Below are 15821 nucleotides of genomic sequence, written 5' to 3'. Positions count from 1 at the left end.
TCGCAAAAAAGGTAGTGGATGAAGTTGGTCAACTTTTGGGACGGGGAAAAGGTGGGCCTACAGCCGGTTCTCCCCCGCCCACAGCCCGCACTCGGTCTTGCCCTTCCCGGCCCACCGGCCCGCGCGGGCGTCCTCGCCGGGACGGACGGCGCGGGTACAGGTCCAGCAGCCCACGGACAGGAAGCCGTCGAAATACAGCGGGTTGACGGGGAGGCCGTGGTCCCGCGCGTACGCCTCCAGCCGCTCGCGCGTCCAGTGGGCGAGGGGATTGATCTTCACCCGCGCCCCGCCCGTCTCGACAAAGGGGATGTCGGCGCGGGTGCTCGCCTGATCCCGGCTGCGGGCATTGAGCAGGGCGGAGGGCGCCTTCTCCCGCAGGTACGCCTGAAGGGGTGCGACCTTCCGCACCGCGCAGCAGGCGTCGGGGTCGGAGGCGTAGAGGTCGGGCGGCGTCTGACCGTCTTCCGGGTGCGCCCCCGCGTTCAGCGTCACGAAGGTCATCTCCGGGTAACGCGCGGCGAGGCGGTCCCGGGTCTGCAAGGTTTCGGGGAAGTGGAAGCCGGTGTCCACGAACACGACCTCGCCCCGGTAGCCCGCCCGAGCGGCGAGGTCGAGGAGCACGACGCCGTTGAGGTTGAACGCGCTGGGCATCAGCAGGTCGGGGTGGGCTTCGAGCGCCCAGCGGATCACGTCCAGGGGGTTGGTGTCGGGGGTGAAGGCGGGCGCGGTGGTGTCGACGTGCCCGGCGGCTTCACGGGGGGCACGGGGCTCGGTCGTCAGCGGCACGCCGCCCTGCTCGGGCGTACGCACCCCGGGGCGGTTCTCCAGCGCCGTCATGCCCCGTACCCCAGGTGGTCGAGCAGTCGCCGCACGCCGTCCTCCACGCTGATGCGGTCGGTCCGCAGGTGGAGGTCGGGTGCTTCGGGGGCCTCGTAGGGGTCGGAGACGCCCGTGAAGTGCGGAATCTCGCCCGCCAGCGCCTTCAGATACAGGCCCTTCACGTCGCGCTGGGTGACGACCTCCAGCGGGGCATCCACAAAGACTTCCGTGGCGTTGGGCAGGCCACCCAGCACCTCGCGCCGGGTGTCCGCGTAGGGGCTGATCGCGCTCACGAGGACGGTCACGCCGTGCCTGGCGAGCAGCCCGGCCACGAAACCGATGCGCCGGACGTTCGTGTCGCGGTCGGCCCTCGTGAAGCCCAGCCCCTTGCTCAGGTTCTCGCGCACGGCGTCCCCGTCCAGGAGTTCCACCCGCTCGCCCCGCGCCACCAGCTCCGCGTACAGGGCCGAGGCCAGAGTGCTTTTTCCGGCACCGGACAAGCCGGTGAACCACACCACCCGGCCCGTGCCGACTTCAGGTCGACCCAGGATCGCGGTCATGCGGTCACGACCTCACGCTCGGGCTTGAGGATCGTGTCGGGGGCGAAGCGCTCGTGACCCACCCGGTCGGCGTACTCCACGAAGCTCTCGCCGGGGAGCTTGCCCGCCCGGAAGTCGGAGAGCACCGCCTCGGTGTACTCGTTGAGCCGTGTGGCGGGCACGAAGCCCTTCAGGCGGTCGCCCGTGCGCTGCGCCTGCCCGATGCTGCCCGCGAGGTGGACCTGATAGACCTCTTCCTCGCCGCGCAGCGAGCCCATGAAGCCGAGGTCGGCGACCTGATAGCGGGTGCAGGCGTTCGAGCAGCCCGTCAGGTTGATGGTGAAGGGCACGTCGAGGTCGGCGAACTTCGCCTCGATGTGGTCCACGAGATTCGCGGTGCGCGCCTTCGTCTCCGTCAGCGCGAGGCGGCAGAACTGGGTCCCCGTGCAGGCGATGGTCGTGCCGCGCAGCGTGGTCTTCGGCGCGAGGTCGATGGCCTCCAGCTCGGCGGTCAGCCCCGCCACGTCCTCCGAACGCACGTGGGGGATCATCATGTTCTGGAAGGCGGTGGTGCGGAGAACACCCTTCCCGTAGCGGTCGGCGAGGTCGGCGAGCCTGCGCGCCTTGAAGGGGTCGATGCGGCCCACCGTCGTCGCCACGACGACGTAGTTCAGGCCGTCACCCTGCGGGTTCACGCCGAGAACGTCGTTGCCGCCGAAGCGGGCGACGGGCGCGGCGGGGCCGTCCGTCAACTTACGGCCCAGGTACTCCGTCTCCACGATCTCGCGGAACTTCTCCACGCCGATGTCCTTGATCAGGAACTTCAGGCGGCTCTTCTTGCGGCTGACCCGGTAGCCGTGGTCGCGGTACGCCCCGGCGATGGCGCGGCCCACCTCCACCACTTCCTCGGGCCGGATGAACACACCCAGCCGTTTGGCAAGGTGCGCGACCGCCCCCAGGCCGCCGCCCACCCACACGTCGAAACCGATCTCCCCGTCCACCCGGTGGGCCAGGAAGCCGATGTCGTTGATCATGTGGATGCCCTCCAGCTCGGGCGTCCCCGTGATCGAAATCTTGAACTTGCGCGGCAGGTCCTGGAAGTCGGGGTTGCCGCTCAGCGTCCCCTCCATCGCGGCGGCGAGGGGCCGCACGTCGATGATCTCCCGGGCGTCGAGTCCGGCGAGGGGCGAGGCGATCACGGCGCGCACGGTGTCGCCGCATGCCCCCTTGGTATGCAGGCCGATCGGCTCCAGGCGGTCGAAAATCTGCGGCACGTCCTGAATCCGCAGCCAGTGGAACTGGAAGGCCTGGCGGTCGGTCACGTCGAGAAAGCCGCGCCCGAAGTCCTCCGAGATGCCCGCGACCACGCGCAAGGTGTCAGACGAAAACTCGGCGGTCGGCACCTTCACCCGCATCATCAGGTAGCCGTCCTCCTGGGGGCGCTGCGGGTACACGCCCGCCCACTTCAGCAGGTCGATGTGTTCGGGGTTCACAAACCCCTGCGCGGCGTACTGCGGGATCAGATCGAAAATCTGGAAGGGCGGGACTTCTTTTTTCAGGGCTTCGATATCGCTCATGTGCGGGCTCCGTGGCGTCGTGGGGGGAAAGGAAGTTGGCGGGAACCGGTCAGCGACATCGCCGGGACATTCGGGTGGGGCAGAGGGCGGGTCGGGCGATCATTGACAAAAAAGGTAATCTGTTGGCAAGGACAAAACAAGGGACTGTCTTCCGGTTGTCTTGATGACCTCCGGCGTGGGGTGCGGCGGGCGGGGAGCCCGAACTGCGGTCAGGTGTCCATCACGGACGGTGGGCGAGAATGCGGCCGTGAAGCCCTGGTTGCCTGCGCTCTTCCTGACTTCCGTTGCCCTGGCGGGTGGGGCGGAAGTGTTCGTCCTGCCCGGCCTCTCGCTCAACGCCCGCTGGATCGGGCGGACGGCGGACATCGGAACCGTTCGAGGTGTGCCGCGCGCGGACGGACCGATATTCTTCTTTCCCACCCACGTCCGCGCCGTGTTGACCAGGCCGGGGGAGCGCTGGAAGCCCGGGTACGACACGGAGTTGCCGGAAACCTACGCCGCCGTCTACCCGGTCGCCGGGCTGCTGGCCCAGTACCCCGAGCGGGGCGAGCCCTGGAACGTCCGCACGCAGATCGACACCCTGAGGGCGCTGAACAGTGGCCGCCTGAGGCTGAACGAGGTCAAGTGGCCCCTGACCCTGCCCTTTCTGCCCCTGAGGAACGCTAACCAGTCCGTCACGGGCGCGGTCCGGCCCTTCAAGACGCCCGCTGTGCAGGGCATCCGCTACCTTGCCATCTATTCGCAGGAGGACGGCGTGCGCTTCCCGCGCGAGGCCGTGGTCTACACCTTTCAGGGCCTCAGCCGTGACGGGCGTTTTTACGTGACTGTCCAGGTGCCCTATGCCCCGGCCAGCCTCCCGACCCGCGCCGAGCTGGACCGGACGCGGGACTATGCCGTCGCCCCGGTTCCCGAAGCGAGCAGCGGCCCCGCCTACGCCGCCTACCGAAGGAAGGTGGACGCCTACCGCGCCGACCTCACCGGCCAGCTGAACGCCGAGGACGGCGCCCCGGGTGTTCGCGCCCTCGACGCCCTCGTGCGGTCCATCCGCCTGCGCTAGCTTCTAAGAGGCTGCCGGGTGAAGATTGCATCATCACCCCGAGCGGAGCGAGAAGGCAAAAAGTGGCGGGTCGTGAAGGTGGAACGGCCAGCCGCCAGCCACTTACGCATTCGGCTTGAGCAGGTGGCCCAGGCAGTGGCCGTAGCTCACGCCCTGCCGCGCGTCGGCCACGAGGTCTTCCACGCTGAACTCCTGAAGGACGGCGAGCATGGCGTCGCGCATCCGGGTGTAGAGCGTGGCGCGGGCGTGGCAGCGGTCCTCCTCGGCGCAGGGCTCGTGCCAGTTCAGGCTGATGCAGGAGAGGGGCGCCACCGGGCCGTCGATGGCGCGCACCACCTCGCACAGCGAGATCAGCCGGGGCTTGCGGCTCAGGGCGTACCCGCCGCCGATGCCCTTCTTGCTCTTCACGATGCCCTTGGCCGTCAGCGCCGCCAGGATGCGGACCAGGTAGGGGCGGTGAACGCCCGTCGCCTCGCTGATCTCCTCGCTGGACACCCAGCGCGTGGGTTCCTGCGTGCCCAGGAAGCCGAGCGCCTGGAAGGCATAGACATCGGTGGCCGAGAGCCGCATGAGAGGAGGCTATCAGCTTTCAGCGATCAGCCGTGGGCAAAAGAAGCCCTTTCTGACCGCTGACGGCTTCTCTCACTCCCTGAAGCGTTCCCGCAGGTACGCCAACGCCACCGGGTCGAAGCGTCCCCCCGGCACCCAGCGTTCCTCCAGGTTCTCGGTGCCGTACAGCGCCCAGGCCGCCGCCTCCGTCTCCGGGTCCCAGGGGCCGCCGGGCAGCGAGGTCGCGTAGTCCTCGTGGATGAGCACGGCGCGCAGCCAGCCCAGCTCCTCCTCGCTGAGTTCGTGGGTCGTCGCGGGGCGCCCGAAGAGCAGGTCGTGAATCCCCAGCAGCCGTTCGAGTTCCGCGCACGGGTCGGGGTGGTCGTCGGCGCGCAGGTTCACCCAGTCGTCCGTCAGGCCCCCGTAGCCCCGCCCCGGTCCCACGCACAGCAGGGCCGCCGACTGCCGCCCCCGCCGGTCCCCTCCCGCCGCGTCCCCGGCCCGCAGCGCCCCCAGCAGCCGGTGGGGGAGAGGTTGCCCCGCCCCCGCCTCCCATGCCGCGAGCATCGCGTCCACGACCTCCGGCCCGGTCAGGATGTTGCCCTGAATCGCCACGTCCGGCCCGGTGTAGCCGCCCGCCCACGCGTGGCACCCCGCCCCGGAGTAGGTCGCGCCCCGCCCGTCCGCCCCCACGATCCCGAACTGCCGCTGGGCGATGTCCGGGTCGGTAGCCCGGAACTCGGCGGCGACCTCCTCGGGGCTCATCCCGGAGGCGAGGAGCCGCAGCCCCTCCGGCCCGAAATTAGGGTTCACGTAGCTCTGGGTGGCGACCGCGCCCACCCCCGAGCGCGCGAAGGGCACCAGGGCGCCTACCGCCAGGAACTTGCTCGCCACGGCCACGCCGAGGTCCCCGGTGGCGGGGTCCCGGCCCACGATGGAAAAGGTCATGGGGGGAGGGTAGCAGCGCCGGGATACGCTCGGGCCATGCTGTTGAAAGCCTGCCTGAATGGGGGCCGCCCGGTGGGAAGCCACCCGGCCCTGCCCGTCACCCCGGTCCAGCTTGCAGAGGCGGCGCGGGAAGCTGTCGCGGCGGGCGCCGGGGCGCTGCACCTGCACCCCCGCGACCGTTCGGGCCGCGAGTCGCTGGAGGCGGAGGTGGTCGCGGCTGCCCTGAACGCGGTCCGCGTCGCCTGCCCCGGCGTCCCCGTGGGTATCTCCAGCGGCTTCTGGATTCTGCCCGACGTGGCCGCGCAACTCGCCGCCGCCCGCGCCTGGACGGTCCTCCCTGGCTTCGTCTCGGTGAACTGGCACGAGCCGCACGCGGAGAGCCTGGCCGGGACGTTGATGGGCCGGGGAGTGGGGGTCGAGGCGGGCTTGTGGAATGTGGGCGCCGCGCACGCATTCCTGGAGTGGCCGGATCGCGACCGGGCGCTGCGGGTCCTCGTCGAACTCCCCGACCAGTCCGCGGAGGAGGTGCTGCCCGAGGCGGCGGCCATCCTGACGCTCCTGGACGAGGCCGGAGTGACGCCGCCCCGCCTCCTGCACGGCCTGGACCGCAGCGTGTGGCCCCTCGTGCGCGAGGCGGGTCGCCGGGGCCTCTCCACCCGCATCGGCCTGGAGGACACCCTCACCCGGCCGGACGGCACACTTGCCGCCGACAACGCCGACCTCGTGAGGGCCGCGCGGCGCGTGTTAGCCTCGCCCCCATGACCTTTGCCGCCGCCGTCACCGACCGCACCCGCCACCTCAGGACCCGGCTGTGCGTGGGTCTCGACCCCCGGGCGGACGCCTACCGCGACCTCGCGCACCTCCGGGAACACACGCTGGACGTGCTGGAGGCCACCGCCCCCTTCGCCGCCTGCGTCAAGCCGCAGCTCGCCTTTTTCGAGGCGCTGGGGGTGCCCGGTCTCACGCTGCTGGAGGAGGTCTGCGCCGCCGCCCGGCTCCTGGGCCTGCCCGTGATCCTCGACGGCAAGCGGGGCGACATCGGCTCGACCGCCTCGGCCTACGCGCGGGGCTGGCTGACGGGGCCGCATGCCGGGGATGCCCTGACCGTGAACCCCTTCCTGGGCTTCGGCACGCTGACCCCCTTCGTGGAGGCGGCGCGGGCCAACGGCGGCGCGATCTTCGTCCTGGTGAAGACGAGTAACCCCGACCAGGCGGACGTGCAGGGCCAGGGGGTCAGCGAGCGCGTGGCGGTGGAGGTCGCCCGGCTGGGGGCCGAGGAGGAGGGGGAATACGCGGGCGTCGGCGCGGTGGTCGGCGCAACGCACCCGCAGGACCTCGCCCTCTTCCGCTCGCTGATGCCGCGCGCCCTGCTGCTGCTCCCCGGGCTGGGGGCCCAGGGCGGGACGGCGGCGGCGCTCGCCCCGGCCTTCCACCCCGGGGGCACCGGCGCCCTGGCGAGCGCGAGCCGGGCCGTCCAGTACGCGAGTGGCCTGAGCGTGGCGGCCAGCCGGGAGGCGGCGCGGCGGCTGAGGGACGAGCTGAACGCGGCGCTGGAGTAGGGCCACTCCCCCGCGTCGCCCCCCTCAGCCTGTGCCGCGCCTCTGGGAAAACGGCCCCGTGTCAGGGAAGTGTAACGGCGCCGCCCCTACCCTGCGGTGACTGGCTGCGCCCTATGCTCAACGCCCTGTTTCTCAACTTCTGCGTGCTGTGTACGGTCACCTTCGTGATCGGCTGGACGCTGCGGACGGTGGTGCTGCCGCAGGTCTGGAGCCAGATCGCGCTGCGCGCCCTGCTGACGACCGCGAGCAGCTTCATCCTGATCGTCAACGCGGTCCCGCTGCAGGGCGGAGCGTCCCTGGACCTGCGGGCGGTGCCGGTCGCGCTGGCGACCATCGGCGGGGGCGGGCTGGCCGGGGCGACGGTCGCGCTGCCCCTGATGGTCTACGCGCTGTGGCAGGGGGGCGGGCCGGGCGCCGTTCAGGTCCTGCACCTGGCGCTGGTGGTGGGCCTCTTCGCCCTCCTGCGGCGGCGGGGCACGGGCTCGCCGGAGACGCTGGGCGTGTCCTGGTGGCAGCCCTTCGTGCTGTTCGGCGGGGCGAACCTGCCGCTGGCCCTGGGGGCGCTCCTGACCACCCACGACGCCCTGCTGGCCGTCTCCAGCGTGCTGCTGATCACTGCCGCCCAGGGCGTCGGGACCGTGGCCGCACAGGCCATCGTCCTGACGGAGCTGCGGGCCTCGGAGCGGGCGAACGTGCTGCGCGACTTCGCCTACACCGACAAGCTGACCGGCCTGGGCAACCGGCGCGCCCTCGACGAGGTGCTGGCCCGGCCAGTTCCCGGCACTCACCTACTGCTGCTCGACCTCGACCACTTCAAGGCGGTGAACGACACCTACGGCCACGCCGGGGGGGACCTCGTGCTGAGAGCCGTCGCCGCCGTGCTGCGCGAGGTCGTGGGGGAGGACGGGCAGGTCTACCGTTTCGGGGGGGAGGAATTCGCCGTCCTGTTCTGGGGGCTCACCGCCGACCAGGCGGGGGCGCTGGCCCAGGACCTGCGGAGCCAGGTCGCGGGGCAGGTGGGGCGCCGGGCGGGGCTGCCCCGGCTGCTCGTCACGCTCTCGGCCGGGCTGGTCGCCCTAGCGGACAGCGGGACGGCGGTGGAGCGCGCCGACGCCCTGCTCTACCGCGCCAAGCGCGGCGGGCGTGACCGGGTGGAGGCCGAACTCGCCGTCCCCGCCCTCCTAGAACCGGGCGGAACGCGGCGCGGCTGGACTCGGTAAAGGTTTCCCCCCGGGCGACTCACCTCCCGCCCGGGGCGGCATTGAAAAACGGAGTATGGCGTCCCCCGAGTCCACCCACGAGATGCAGCGGCTGGAAGTGCTGGACCGGTACGGGGTGCTGGACACGCTCCCGGAAGTGGAGTTCGACCGCATCACGCGCTTTGTCAAGCGCCTCCTGAACGTCCCGATTGTCGTCATCAACTTCGTGGCGGGCGGGCGCACCTGGCTCAAGTCCGGCGTGGGAACGACCCTGCGGGAGATGAGTCGGGAGAGCGCCTGTTGCGGCGAGACCATCGAGCGCGGCGGCCCCTTCACGGTGGCCGACCTGCGGGCCCACTCCCGGTTTCGCAACGACCCCATGGTGCAGTCCTGGGGGGCCCGCTCCTACGCTGGGGCGCCCCTCACCACCCCCGACGGGTTTCGCATCGGCACCCTGGCGGTGTACGACGGCCAGGTCCGCGAGTTCAGCCCCGAGGAGCAGGCCTTCTTGCTCGACCTCGCCGCCGTGGTGATCGACGAGCTGGAGCTGCGGCTGTGGGTCTTGCAGTGGAAGCGCGCCCAGGAGCGCAGCGAGTACCTCGCCCACCACGACGCCCTGACCGGGCTGCCCAACCGCCTGAGCCTGCTCGACCGCACCCGGCAGGCGCTGCACTTCGCCGAGCGGCACGGCACCCCTGTGGCGCTGATGGTGCTCGACCTCGACCGCTTCAAGCTGATCAACGACTCGCTGGGGCACGCCGTCGGCGACGAGCTGCTGCGGGCGGTGGCCGAGCGGCTGGGCCGGATGCTGCGCGCCGAGGACACGGTCGCCCGGCTGGGCGGGGACGAGTTCGTGGTGCTGCTCCCCGAACTCGGTGAGCCGCTGGGGGCCGCCTGGGTCGCCCAGCGGCTGCAATACGCCCTGGGCGAGCCGTTCCACGTGGCCGGGCACGACCTGCGGGTGGGGTGCAGCCTCGGCATCAGCCTGTACCCCACCGACGGCCAGGATGCCGAGGCCCTGCTGCGGGCCGCCGACACGGCGATGTACGCGGCCAAGGTCGCCGGGCGGGGCGGGTACCGCTTCTACGTCGAGGAGATGACGGCCGCCGCCCAGGAGAAACTGCGGTTGCGCGGGCGCCTGGCCGGGGCGCTGGAGCGGGGCGAGTTCCGGCTGCACTATCAGCCCCAGGTGGACCTGCGGACGGGGCGGGTGCTGGGGGCCGAGGCGCTCGTGCGCTGGCCCCAGCCCGGGGGGGGCTGGATTACCCCGGACCAGTTCATCCCGGTCGCCGAGGAGAGCGGCATGATCCTGCCGCTCGGCGAGTGGGTGCTGCGCGAGGCCTGCCGCCAGTTCGCGCGCTGGCGGGAGCGGGGCGACCCCGACTGGACCCTGGCGGTGAACGTGTCCGTGCGCCAGTGGGAGGCCCCGCACTTCCTCGCCCAGGTCACGGAGGTGTTGCGGGAAACGGGCCTGCCCCCCGCGCGCCTGATCCTGGAGGTGACGGAGAGTGCCCTGCTGCACGACCCCGAGGGCACGCAGGGGCTCGCCCGGGAACTCGCCGACCTGGGGGTGCGGGTGGCGCTGGACGACTTCGGGACGGGGTGCTCCAGCCTGGGGCAGCTCCAGCGCCTGACCATCGGGCAACTCAAGCTCGACCGCTCCTTCGTGGGACCCCTCTCGGGCTGGCCCCGGGACCAGGCCATCGCCCGCACGGTGGTCACCCTGGGCCACTGGCTCTCCGTCCCCACCGTCGGCGAGGGCATCGAGACGGCCGAGCAGCTCGGCGTGCTGCGGGACCTCGATTGCGAGGTCGGGCAGGGCTTCCTGCTGGGCTCCCCCCTGCCGCCCGAGGAGTTCGAGTCACGCTACCTCCACCCCGGCGGCGGGCCGCTCGCCCTGTTCTGACAGCGGTGGTCCCCACCCCAGGGGAAAGCGCCCCCTTCAACTCCACGGGGGCCGCTGTCTTTGGCCGTCACTCGCCCCACATCTCTTGAAGCGTTGCCCTGCAAGTGATGGGGTTCCCGCTGTGAGTCCCCCGTTCCCCCGCTCACGCTCGGCTCCCGGCCCCTGGGCTAGACTGGCGCGTTATGCCCAGAGCCCGCGTGAAACCCGAAGTGATGAGCCCCGTCGGCGGCTGGCCGCAACTGCGCGCGGCGGTCGAGGCTGGGGCGGACGCCGTGTTCTTCGGGGTGGAGGGCTTTCACGCCCGGGCCAAGGTGGGTTTCACGAACGAGGAGCTGCCCGACCTCATGCGGGCGCTCCACGAGCGCGGCGTGCTGGGCTTCGTCACCTTCAACATCCTGGTGTTCGACCGCGAGCTGCGGGGGGCCGAGCGGCAACTCATCCACCTCGCCGAGTCGGGCGTGGACGCGATCATCGTGCAGGATCACGGGGTCGCGCGGCTGGCGCACGAGATCTGCCCCGACCTCCCCATCCACGGCTCCACCCAGATGAGCATCACCTCCGCCGAGGGCGCCGAACTCGCCCGCCGCTTCGGGGCGAGCCGGGTGGTGCTGGGCCGGGAGTTGTCGTTGCGCGACATCGGGCGCATCGCGGCGGCGACGGACATGGAACTGGAAACCTTCGTCCACGGGGCGCTGTGCGTGAGCTACTCGGGTCAATGCTTCTCCTCGGAGGCGTGGGGCGGAAGGAGTGCCAACCGCGGCCAGTGCGCCCAGGCGTGCCGCCTGCCCTACGAGATGCTGGTGGACGGCGTTCACCGCGACCTCGGCGACGCGCGCTACCTCCTCTCGCCCGGCGACCTGTACGCCCTGCATCAGGTGCCCGACCTCGTGAATCTCGGCGTGAACTGCCTGAAGATCGAGGGCCGCTACAAGGACGCCGATTTCGTGGCCCTCACGACCGCCGCCTACCGCAAGGCCGTGGACGAGGCCTGGGCGGGCCTGCCCCTGAGCGTGACCCCGGGGGAGGAGCGCGACCTGGAGCAGGTCTACTCGCGTGGGCTGGGGCCGCACTTCATCTCCGGGACGAATCACCAGGGGGTTGTGCGCGGGCGGGCCCCCCGTCACCGGGGCGTGCGCGTCGGCACCGTGCGCGGCACCACCGAGCGCGGCGTCCTCGTGGAACTCTCGGAGGAGGTGAAGCCCGGCGACGGCCTGGTGTTCGACCCCGCCAACTGGCGCACCCCCGAGGGCCGCGAGGAGGGCGGCTTCCTGTACGGCCTGTGGCAGCGCGGGCGGCAGGTGGAGGCCGTGCGGCCCGGCGAGACGGCGGAGTTGCGCTTCGGGCGCGGCGCCGTGGACCCCTCCCGGGTGCGCGTCGGCGACCCGGTATGGCGCACCCACGACCCGACTCTGGGCACCCGGGTCAGGCCGCTGCTGGAGGCCCACGACCCCATCCACACCCGTCCCGTCACCGCCCACTTCCGCGGTCATGTCGGCGAGGTGCCCGCCCTCACCCTCACGGACGAGGGGGGCCGCAGCGTCACCGTCACCCTGGAAGGCCCCCTCCAGCCCGCCCGCAACCGGGCAGTGGACGAGGCGGGATTGCGCGAGCAGCTCGGCAAGCTGGGGGGCACGGGGTATCACCTCGCGGGCCTGAGCGCCGACCTCTCCGGCCCCGGCTTCCTGCCCGTCTCGGCCCTGAACGCGCTGCGCCGCGAGGCGGTCGAGGGGCTCACGGCCCTACGCGGCCAGGCCCCCGAGCGCCGCATTACCCCCCGGCTGGACGAGGTGCTGCGGGAGGTCGCCCCGCAACTCAGCGCCCACGCCCCACAACCCCGCCTCCACGTCCTCGTCCGCACGCCCGAGCAACTCGACGCCGCGCTCGCCGAACGGCCCGACTCGATCACGCTCGACTACCTGGAGCTGTACGGCCTCAAGCCCAGCGTGGAGCGGGTGCGCGACGCGGGCATTCCCGTGCGGGTCGCCAGCCCCCGCATCCTCAAGCCCACCGAGCAGAACCTCCAGAAGTTCCTGCTGTCGCTGAACGCGGACATCCTGGTGCGCTCGGGCGGTCTGTTGGAAGGCTTGCAGGAGGCCCCGAACCTCCCCACCCTGACGGGCGACTTCAGCCTGAACGCGGCCAACGTCCTCACGACCCGGGCGCTCCTCGACCTGGGGCTGAACCGGGTCACGCCCACCCACGACCTCAACGCGCGGCAGGTCACCGAACTCGCCGCGCTCGTGGGGCCGGGGCGGCTGGAGGTCATCGCCTACCAGCACCTCCCCGTCTTCCACACCGAGCATTGCGTGTTTTGCCGCTTCCTGTCCCAGGGCACCGACTACACCAACTGCGGCCACCCCTGCGAGTCCCACCGGGTCGCCCTGCGCGACGAGCGCGGCGTCGCCCACCCCGTCATGGCCGACGTGGGCTGCCGCAACACGGTGTTCGAGGGCCGTCCCCAGGTCGCGGGCGCACACCTGACGACGTGGCTGGACTCGGGCCTGCGCGACTTCCGCCTGGAGTTCGTCCACGAGACGCCCGAGGGGGTGCGCGAGGTCATCCGTGCCCACCGGGCCTTCCTGATGGGGGAACTGAGTGCCCCGGCCCTCGCAGCCCGCTTGCAGGCCCTCTCCGACCAGGGGACCACCGAAGGGAGCCTCTTCGTGCCGGAGGGCTTCGACCGCCTGCCCGCCCTTCCCGTCCTCTGAGCCTGGCGTGGGGTGACGGTTGCCGTTTCATGAAGCCCGGGTTGAGACAAACTTTATGCCCGGAGGGGGTCCCGATCCGTTACGGTAATTCATGCCCGGAGCGGAAGCTGTCAAAACTGAGCGGCACGACGTGGCGGCGCGGCTGCACCACACGAACACCGGCCTCCGCCCCGTTCACACCTACCGTGAGCATCCGCACGGCCTCTTCGTCGCGCGGGACTTCGTGACCCATCCCCGCATCCGGCACTGGCAGGCGAACCTGCTCCCCGCCCTGGGCGTGGTCGTCTGCCGCTACGACTTCCACGGCCCGCGCGAACACGACTACTACATCGACATAGCCACGATCACCCGGTCGGGCGACCTCTGGTCGGTGCGCGACCACTACCTCGACGTGATCGTTCACGACGGGGTCGCCGCCGAGATCATGGACACCGAGGAACTGGTCGCCGCCCATGAGGCGGGGCTCATCGGTGACGGCGAACTCCACCGGGCCGTGGCGACCGCCCACCGCGTCCTCTCCGGCCTGGCCCGTGCCCGCTACAGCGTCCCCGAGTGGCTGGGCGAGCAGGGGGTGGAAGTGAAGTGGCTGCCCACGGAGGAGTACGCGACGGCGTAGGGGTGACTCCGGGTTCACGTCATGCCCGACCCTGAGGCTCAGGCCCGTCTGGAGGCGGCCCTGCCCGCCGCGCTCGCCCGCGTCACCGCCACACCCGGCGTCTACGCCGTCCTGTGGTGCGGCAGCGCCTCCCGGGGAGAGGCCGATCCCCACAGCGATCTGGACTTTCACGCCCTCGTCATGGGGGACTTCCGCTGGAGGAGCAGCTTTGTAGCAGACGGGGTGCCGGTGGAAGCCTTTCACAATCCGCTGCGGAAAGTTCGGGCGATGTTCGCGGAGCCCGATCACGCTTCCATCGCCATGTTCGCCCGGGGGCGCGTGCTGGTGCCGCATCCCGATCTGGACGCCCTGACTGCCGAGGCGCGCGCCCTGTATGCGGCTGGCCCGGTGCCCCGCCCCCTCACCCCCGCCGACCGGCATTTCCTCGTAGACGAGGTGATGGAGGCGCGTGGACTGCTCGGAACACCCATGCATGGTTATCAGGTCGCCTCTGCCGCCGGTCGTCTGGTTCACGCCCTGTACGCGGCTCGTGGCTGGTGGGAGGTCAAGCCGCGCCACTGGTTGAGAGACCTGACGGGGCGTGAGCCTGTTGCCGCCCGTCACCTCCACCTCGCCCTAAATGCCCCCACATCGGGTGAGCGGCAGTCGGCCCTCGAAGCCCTCGCCCTGAGCTTGCTGGACAGCCTGGACTACGGCAAGAGCGCCACGGAGCCCCAGGTCGTCCCTTGACCCTCAGGGAATTGGCACCTCCGCCTGCGTCCCCGGCGCGAGGCTGAGGAGCGTCCTCAGCGGCGCCTCCCCGTGCTTGAGCAGGAAGGTCAGGAAGTTCATCTCGCGTTCCTGGGGCACGCCGTTCGGTAGCAGGTGCAGTTTCAGGCGCGTGAGCTGCCGCGTCCGGTCGTCCTCCTGGCGAGCCAGGGCGCGGGCGGAGAGGGTCTGGAGGTGCGCGACGCGGGCAGTCGTGCGGCTGCGGGTGCGTTCGGCGGCCCGTGCCAGCGTGGGGTCGAGGGCGGCGAGGTCGGCGGTCAGGGCCCGCAACTCGGCGTCCAGCGCGGATAGTCGCTCGGCGGAGAGGGCCGCCGCTCCCCGTTCCCGCGCCAGCGCCCTCCCCAGTACCCCCTCCGGGTCGGCCTGCACCTGCGCCGCCGTCGCCCCCAGCCGCGCGAGCAGCCGCGCCACGTTGGGCTCCAGCCATGTCACACTCAGGCGCGGCCACAGCAGGGGTTGACGCAGTCCGTGAAGCTCGTAGACCTCGGCAAGCTGCGCCCCGTAGGCGATTTCGCCCGGCCCGACGACAAAGGCCAGCGTGGGCAGCAGCGCATCCTGCACGACCGGACGCAACCCCGCCGCCGGGGTGAGGCGCGAGGGGTCGGCCTTCAGGATGGACTCAACCTCCTCCCGGGTATAGGACCTCGTCTCCGTGCTGAAGTTTCGCCCATCGAACCGCAGCAGTCGCCGCCCGCCGTCCTCCTCCTCCAGAAAGAGGTTCGTGGCCCCCGCCGGGCGGCGCAGTTGGGGGATGAAGCCCTCCGCCTCCAGCCGCTGTGCCGCCGCCTCGATTCGCGCCGGACCTTCCAGGGGCCGCTCCAGCTCGCGCGCCAGGGTGGGGGCCATGAGCGCGGCTAGGGCCGGATGCAGCGGGTCAAGCACGAGCAGCCCGGCGGGGGAGAGCAGGCCGTGAACCAGCCGGGCGAATATGTCGGCGTAACTGCCTCCTCCTCGCACGGCCCGTTCCACCCGCGCCCGCATGGACTCGCGGTACTCGGGGGCCGTGTCGAAACGGTCCAGCAGGGCGTAAACCTCGTCTGTCCACTCCGCCCTCCACGGCACCCGGCCCACCGGCACCCCCTGCGGCAGGTCCAGCGTCAGGCGGTGCAACACCTCGGCGTGGTCGAGCAGAGTCGTGGAGGCGACCTCCGCCGCGTCGTGGTCCTGGCTGGCGACCCAGTACACGGCGACCACCGGGGCGTCCTCCCGGTCGAGCTGACGGGCGAGGAGGGCCGCGTCCGCCCCCTTGTGGACGCTGTAGGCCGGGCCGGTGAGGAGCCCCGCCTGCTGCCCCGTCACGATCACCCGGGAGGCGGGGTGGGCCAGGCGGGTGAGGAGGGCCTCCACCCCGGCGTCCAGTGTTTCCAGGTCGCGGTGGTAGGCCCGCAGCGCGTCGGCGAGGGCGGCGCGGTCCACGTCGGGCCGGGTCTCCCCAACTGCCGCCCCCAGGTCCCCCGGCCCCAGCCGGAAAAAGCCGGGCAGGTCGCCCGCCCGGTATGCCGCCGCGATGCTCCTCGCCACCTTCAAAGCCCCCCCGTCTTCCACATCGGCCCCAGCCTAGAGCGTTTTCCCGCGC

Annotated in this window: 14 protein-coding genes; 8 read left to right on the top strand and 6 right to left on the bottom strand. The window is 71.5% G+C overall.

Features of this window, described 5'->3' with window-relative positions; translation table 11 throughout:
• Positions 1–57 precede the first annotated feature (57 nt).
• The 3 genes from DAERI_RS05790 to DAERI_RS05780 are packed head-to-tail and all read right to left on the bottom strand — an operon-like array spanning position 58 to position 2935.
• Positions 58–837, bottom strand: coding sequence for a phosphoadenylyl-sulfate reductase (locus DAERI_RS05790; protein WP_103128477.1), 780 nt, complete (start codon positions 835–837; stop codon positions 58–60).
• Entirely contained in the window at positions 834–1379 is a 546-nt protein-coding gene (cysC, locus tag DAERI_RS05785) for an adenylyl-sulfate kinase (protein WP_103128476.1), read from the bottom strand. Before cysC ends, DAERI_RS05790 begins: the two co-directional genes overlap by 4 nt.
• Positions 1376–2935: a nitrite/sulfite reductase gene (locus tag DAERI_RS05780; protein WP_103128475.1), complete on the bottom strand. Its 1560-nt coding sequence runs from the start codon at positions 2933–2935 to the stop codon at positions 1376–1378. Before DAERI_RS05780 ends, cysC begins: the two co-directional genes overlap by 4 nt.
• Positions 2936–3182: 247 nt before the next feature.
• Here DAERI_RS05780 and DAERI_RS05775 point away from each other — a divergent pair, with 247 nt between their 5' ends.
• Complete coding sequence (locus tag DAERI_RS05775) at positions 3183–3992, top strand: hypothetical protein (protein ID WP_133161969.1); 810 nt, start codon at positions 3183–3185, stop codon at positions 3990–3992.
• Positions 3993–4094: 102 nt separating this feature from the next.
• Here the strand turns inward: DAERI_RS05775 and DAERI_RS05770 are convergent, their stop codons facing one another.
• Complete coding sequence (locus DAERI_RS05770) at positions 4095–4562, bottom strand: Rrf2 family transcriptional regulator (protein WP_103128473.1); 468 nt, start codon at positions 4560–4562, stop codon at positions 4095–4097.
• A gap of 72 nt (positions 4563–4634) precedes the next feature.
• On the bottom strand, positions 4635–5489 hold the full coding sequence (locus DAERI_RS05765; RefSeq protein ID WP_103128472.1) for a DUF1028 domain-containing protein: 855 nt from the start codon (positions 5487–5489) through the stop codon (positions 4635–4637).
• A gap of 36 nt (positions 5490–5525) precedes the next feature.
• Here DAERI_RS05765 and DAERI_RS05760 point away from each other — a divergent pair, with 36 nt between their 5' ends.
• The 7 genes from DAERI_RS05760 to DAERI_RS05730 all read left to right on the top strand — a co-directional run bounded on the left by DAERI_RS05760 (position 5526) and on the right by DAERI_RS05730 (position 14206).
• Positions 5526–6251: a 3-keto-5-aminohexanoate cleavage protein gene (locus DAERI_RS05760; RefSeq protein ID WP_165794088.1), complete on the top strand. Its 726-nt coding sequence runs from the start codon at positions 5526–5528 to the stop codon at positions 6249–6251.
• Positions 6248–7048 carry an orotidine-5'-phosphate decarboxylase gene (gene pyrF, locus DAERI_RS05755; RefSeq protein WP_103128471.1) on the top strand — a complete coding sequence of 267 codons (801 nt, stop codon included), beginning with the start codon at positions 6248–6250 and terminating at the stop codon, positions 7046–7048. The genes DAERI_RS05760 and pyrF overlap by 4 nt, the downstream gene beginning before the upstream one ends.
• A gap of 113 nt (positions 7049–7161) precedes the next feature.
• Entirely contained in the window at positions 7162–8268 is a 1107-nt protein-coding gene (locus DAERI_RS05750) for a GGDEF domain-containing protein (RefSeq protein ID WP_103128470.1), read from the top strand.
• A 55-nt stretch (positions 8269–8323) separates the two neighbouring features.
• Positions 8324–10153: a sensor domain-containing phosphodiesterase gene (locus DAERI_RS05745; RefSeq protein WP_103128469.1), complete on the top strand. Its 1830-nt coding sequence runs from the start codon at positions 8324–8326 to the stop codon at positions 10151–10153.
• Between the two features lie 182 nt (positions 10154–10335).
• Entirely contained in the window at positions 10336–12861 is a 2526-nt protein-coding gene (locus DAERI_RS05740; RefSeq protein WP_103128468.1) for a U32 family peptidase, read from the top strand.
• 91 nt (positions 12862–12952) lie between these two features.
• Positions 12953–13477, top strand: a complete 525-nt coding sequence (locus DAERI_RS05735) for a DUF402 domain-containing protein (protein WP_103128467.1) — start codon at positions 12953–12955, stop codon at positions 13475–13477.
• A 21-nt stretch (positions 13478–13498) separates the two neighbouring features.
• On the top strand, positions 13499–14206 hold the full coding sequence (locus tag DAERI_RS05730; protein ID WP_103128466.1) for a hypothetical protein: 708 nt from the start codon (positions 13499–13501) through the stop codon (positions 14204–14206).
• A gap of 3 nt (positions 14207–14209) precedes the next feature.
• On the opposite strand, the gene bshC is transcribed toward DAERI_RS05730, so the two are convergent.
• The gene (gene bshC / locus DAERI_RS05725; protein WP_103128680.1) at positions 14210–15766 is read right to left on the bottom strand and encodes a bacillithiol biosynthesis cysteine-adding enzyme BshC; all 1557 of its coding nucleotides are present in this window, start codon (positions 15764–15766) and stop codon (positions 14210–14212) included.
• Positions 15767–15821 lie beyond the last annotated feature (55 nt).

The organism is Deinococcus aerius, assembly GCF_002897375.1.
Classification (GTDB): Bacteria; Deinococcota; Deinococci; order Deinococcales; family Deinococcaceae; genus Deinococcus; species Deinococcus aerius.
The sequence above is the reverse complement of the archived record's forward strand: the minus strand, read 5'-3'. Positions and strand labels throughout refer to the sequence as shown.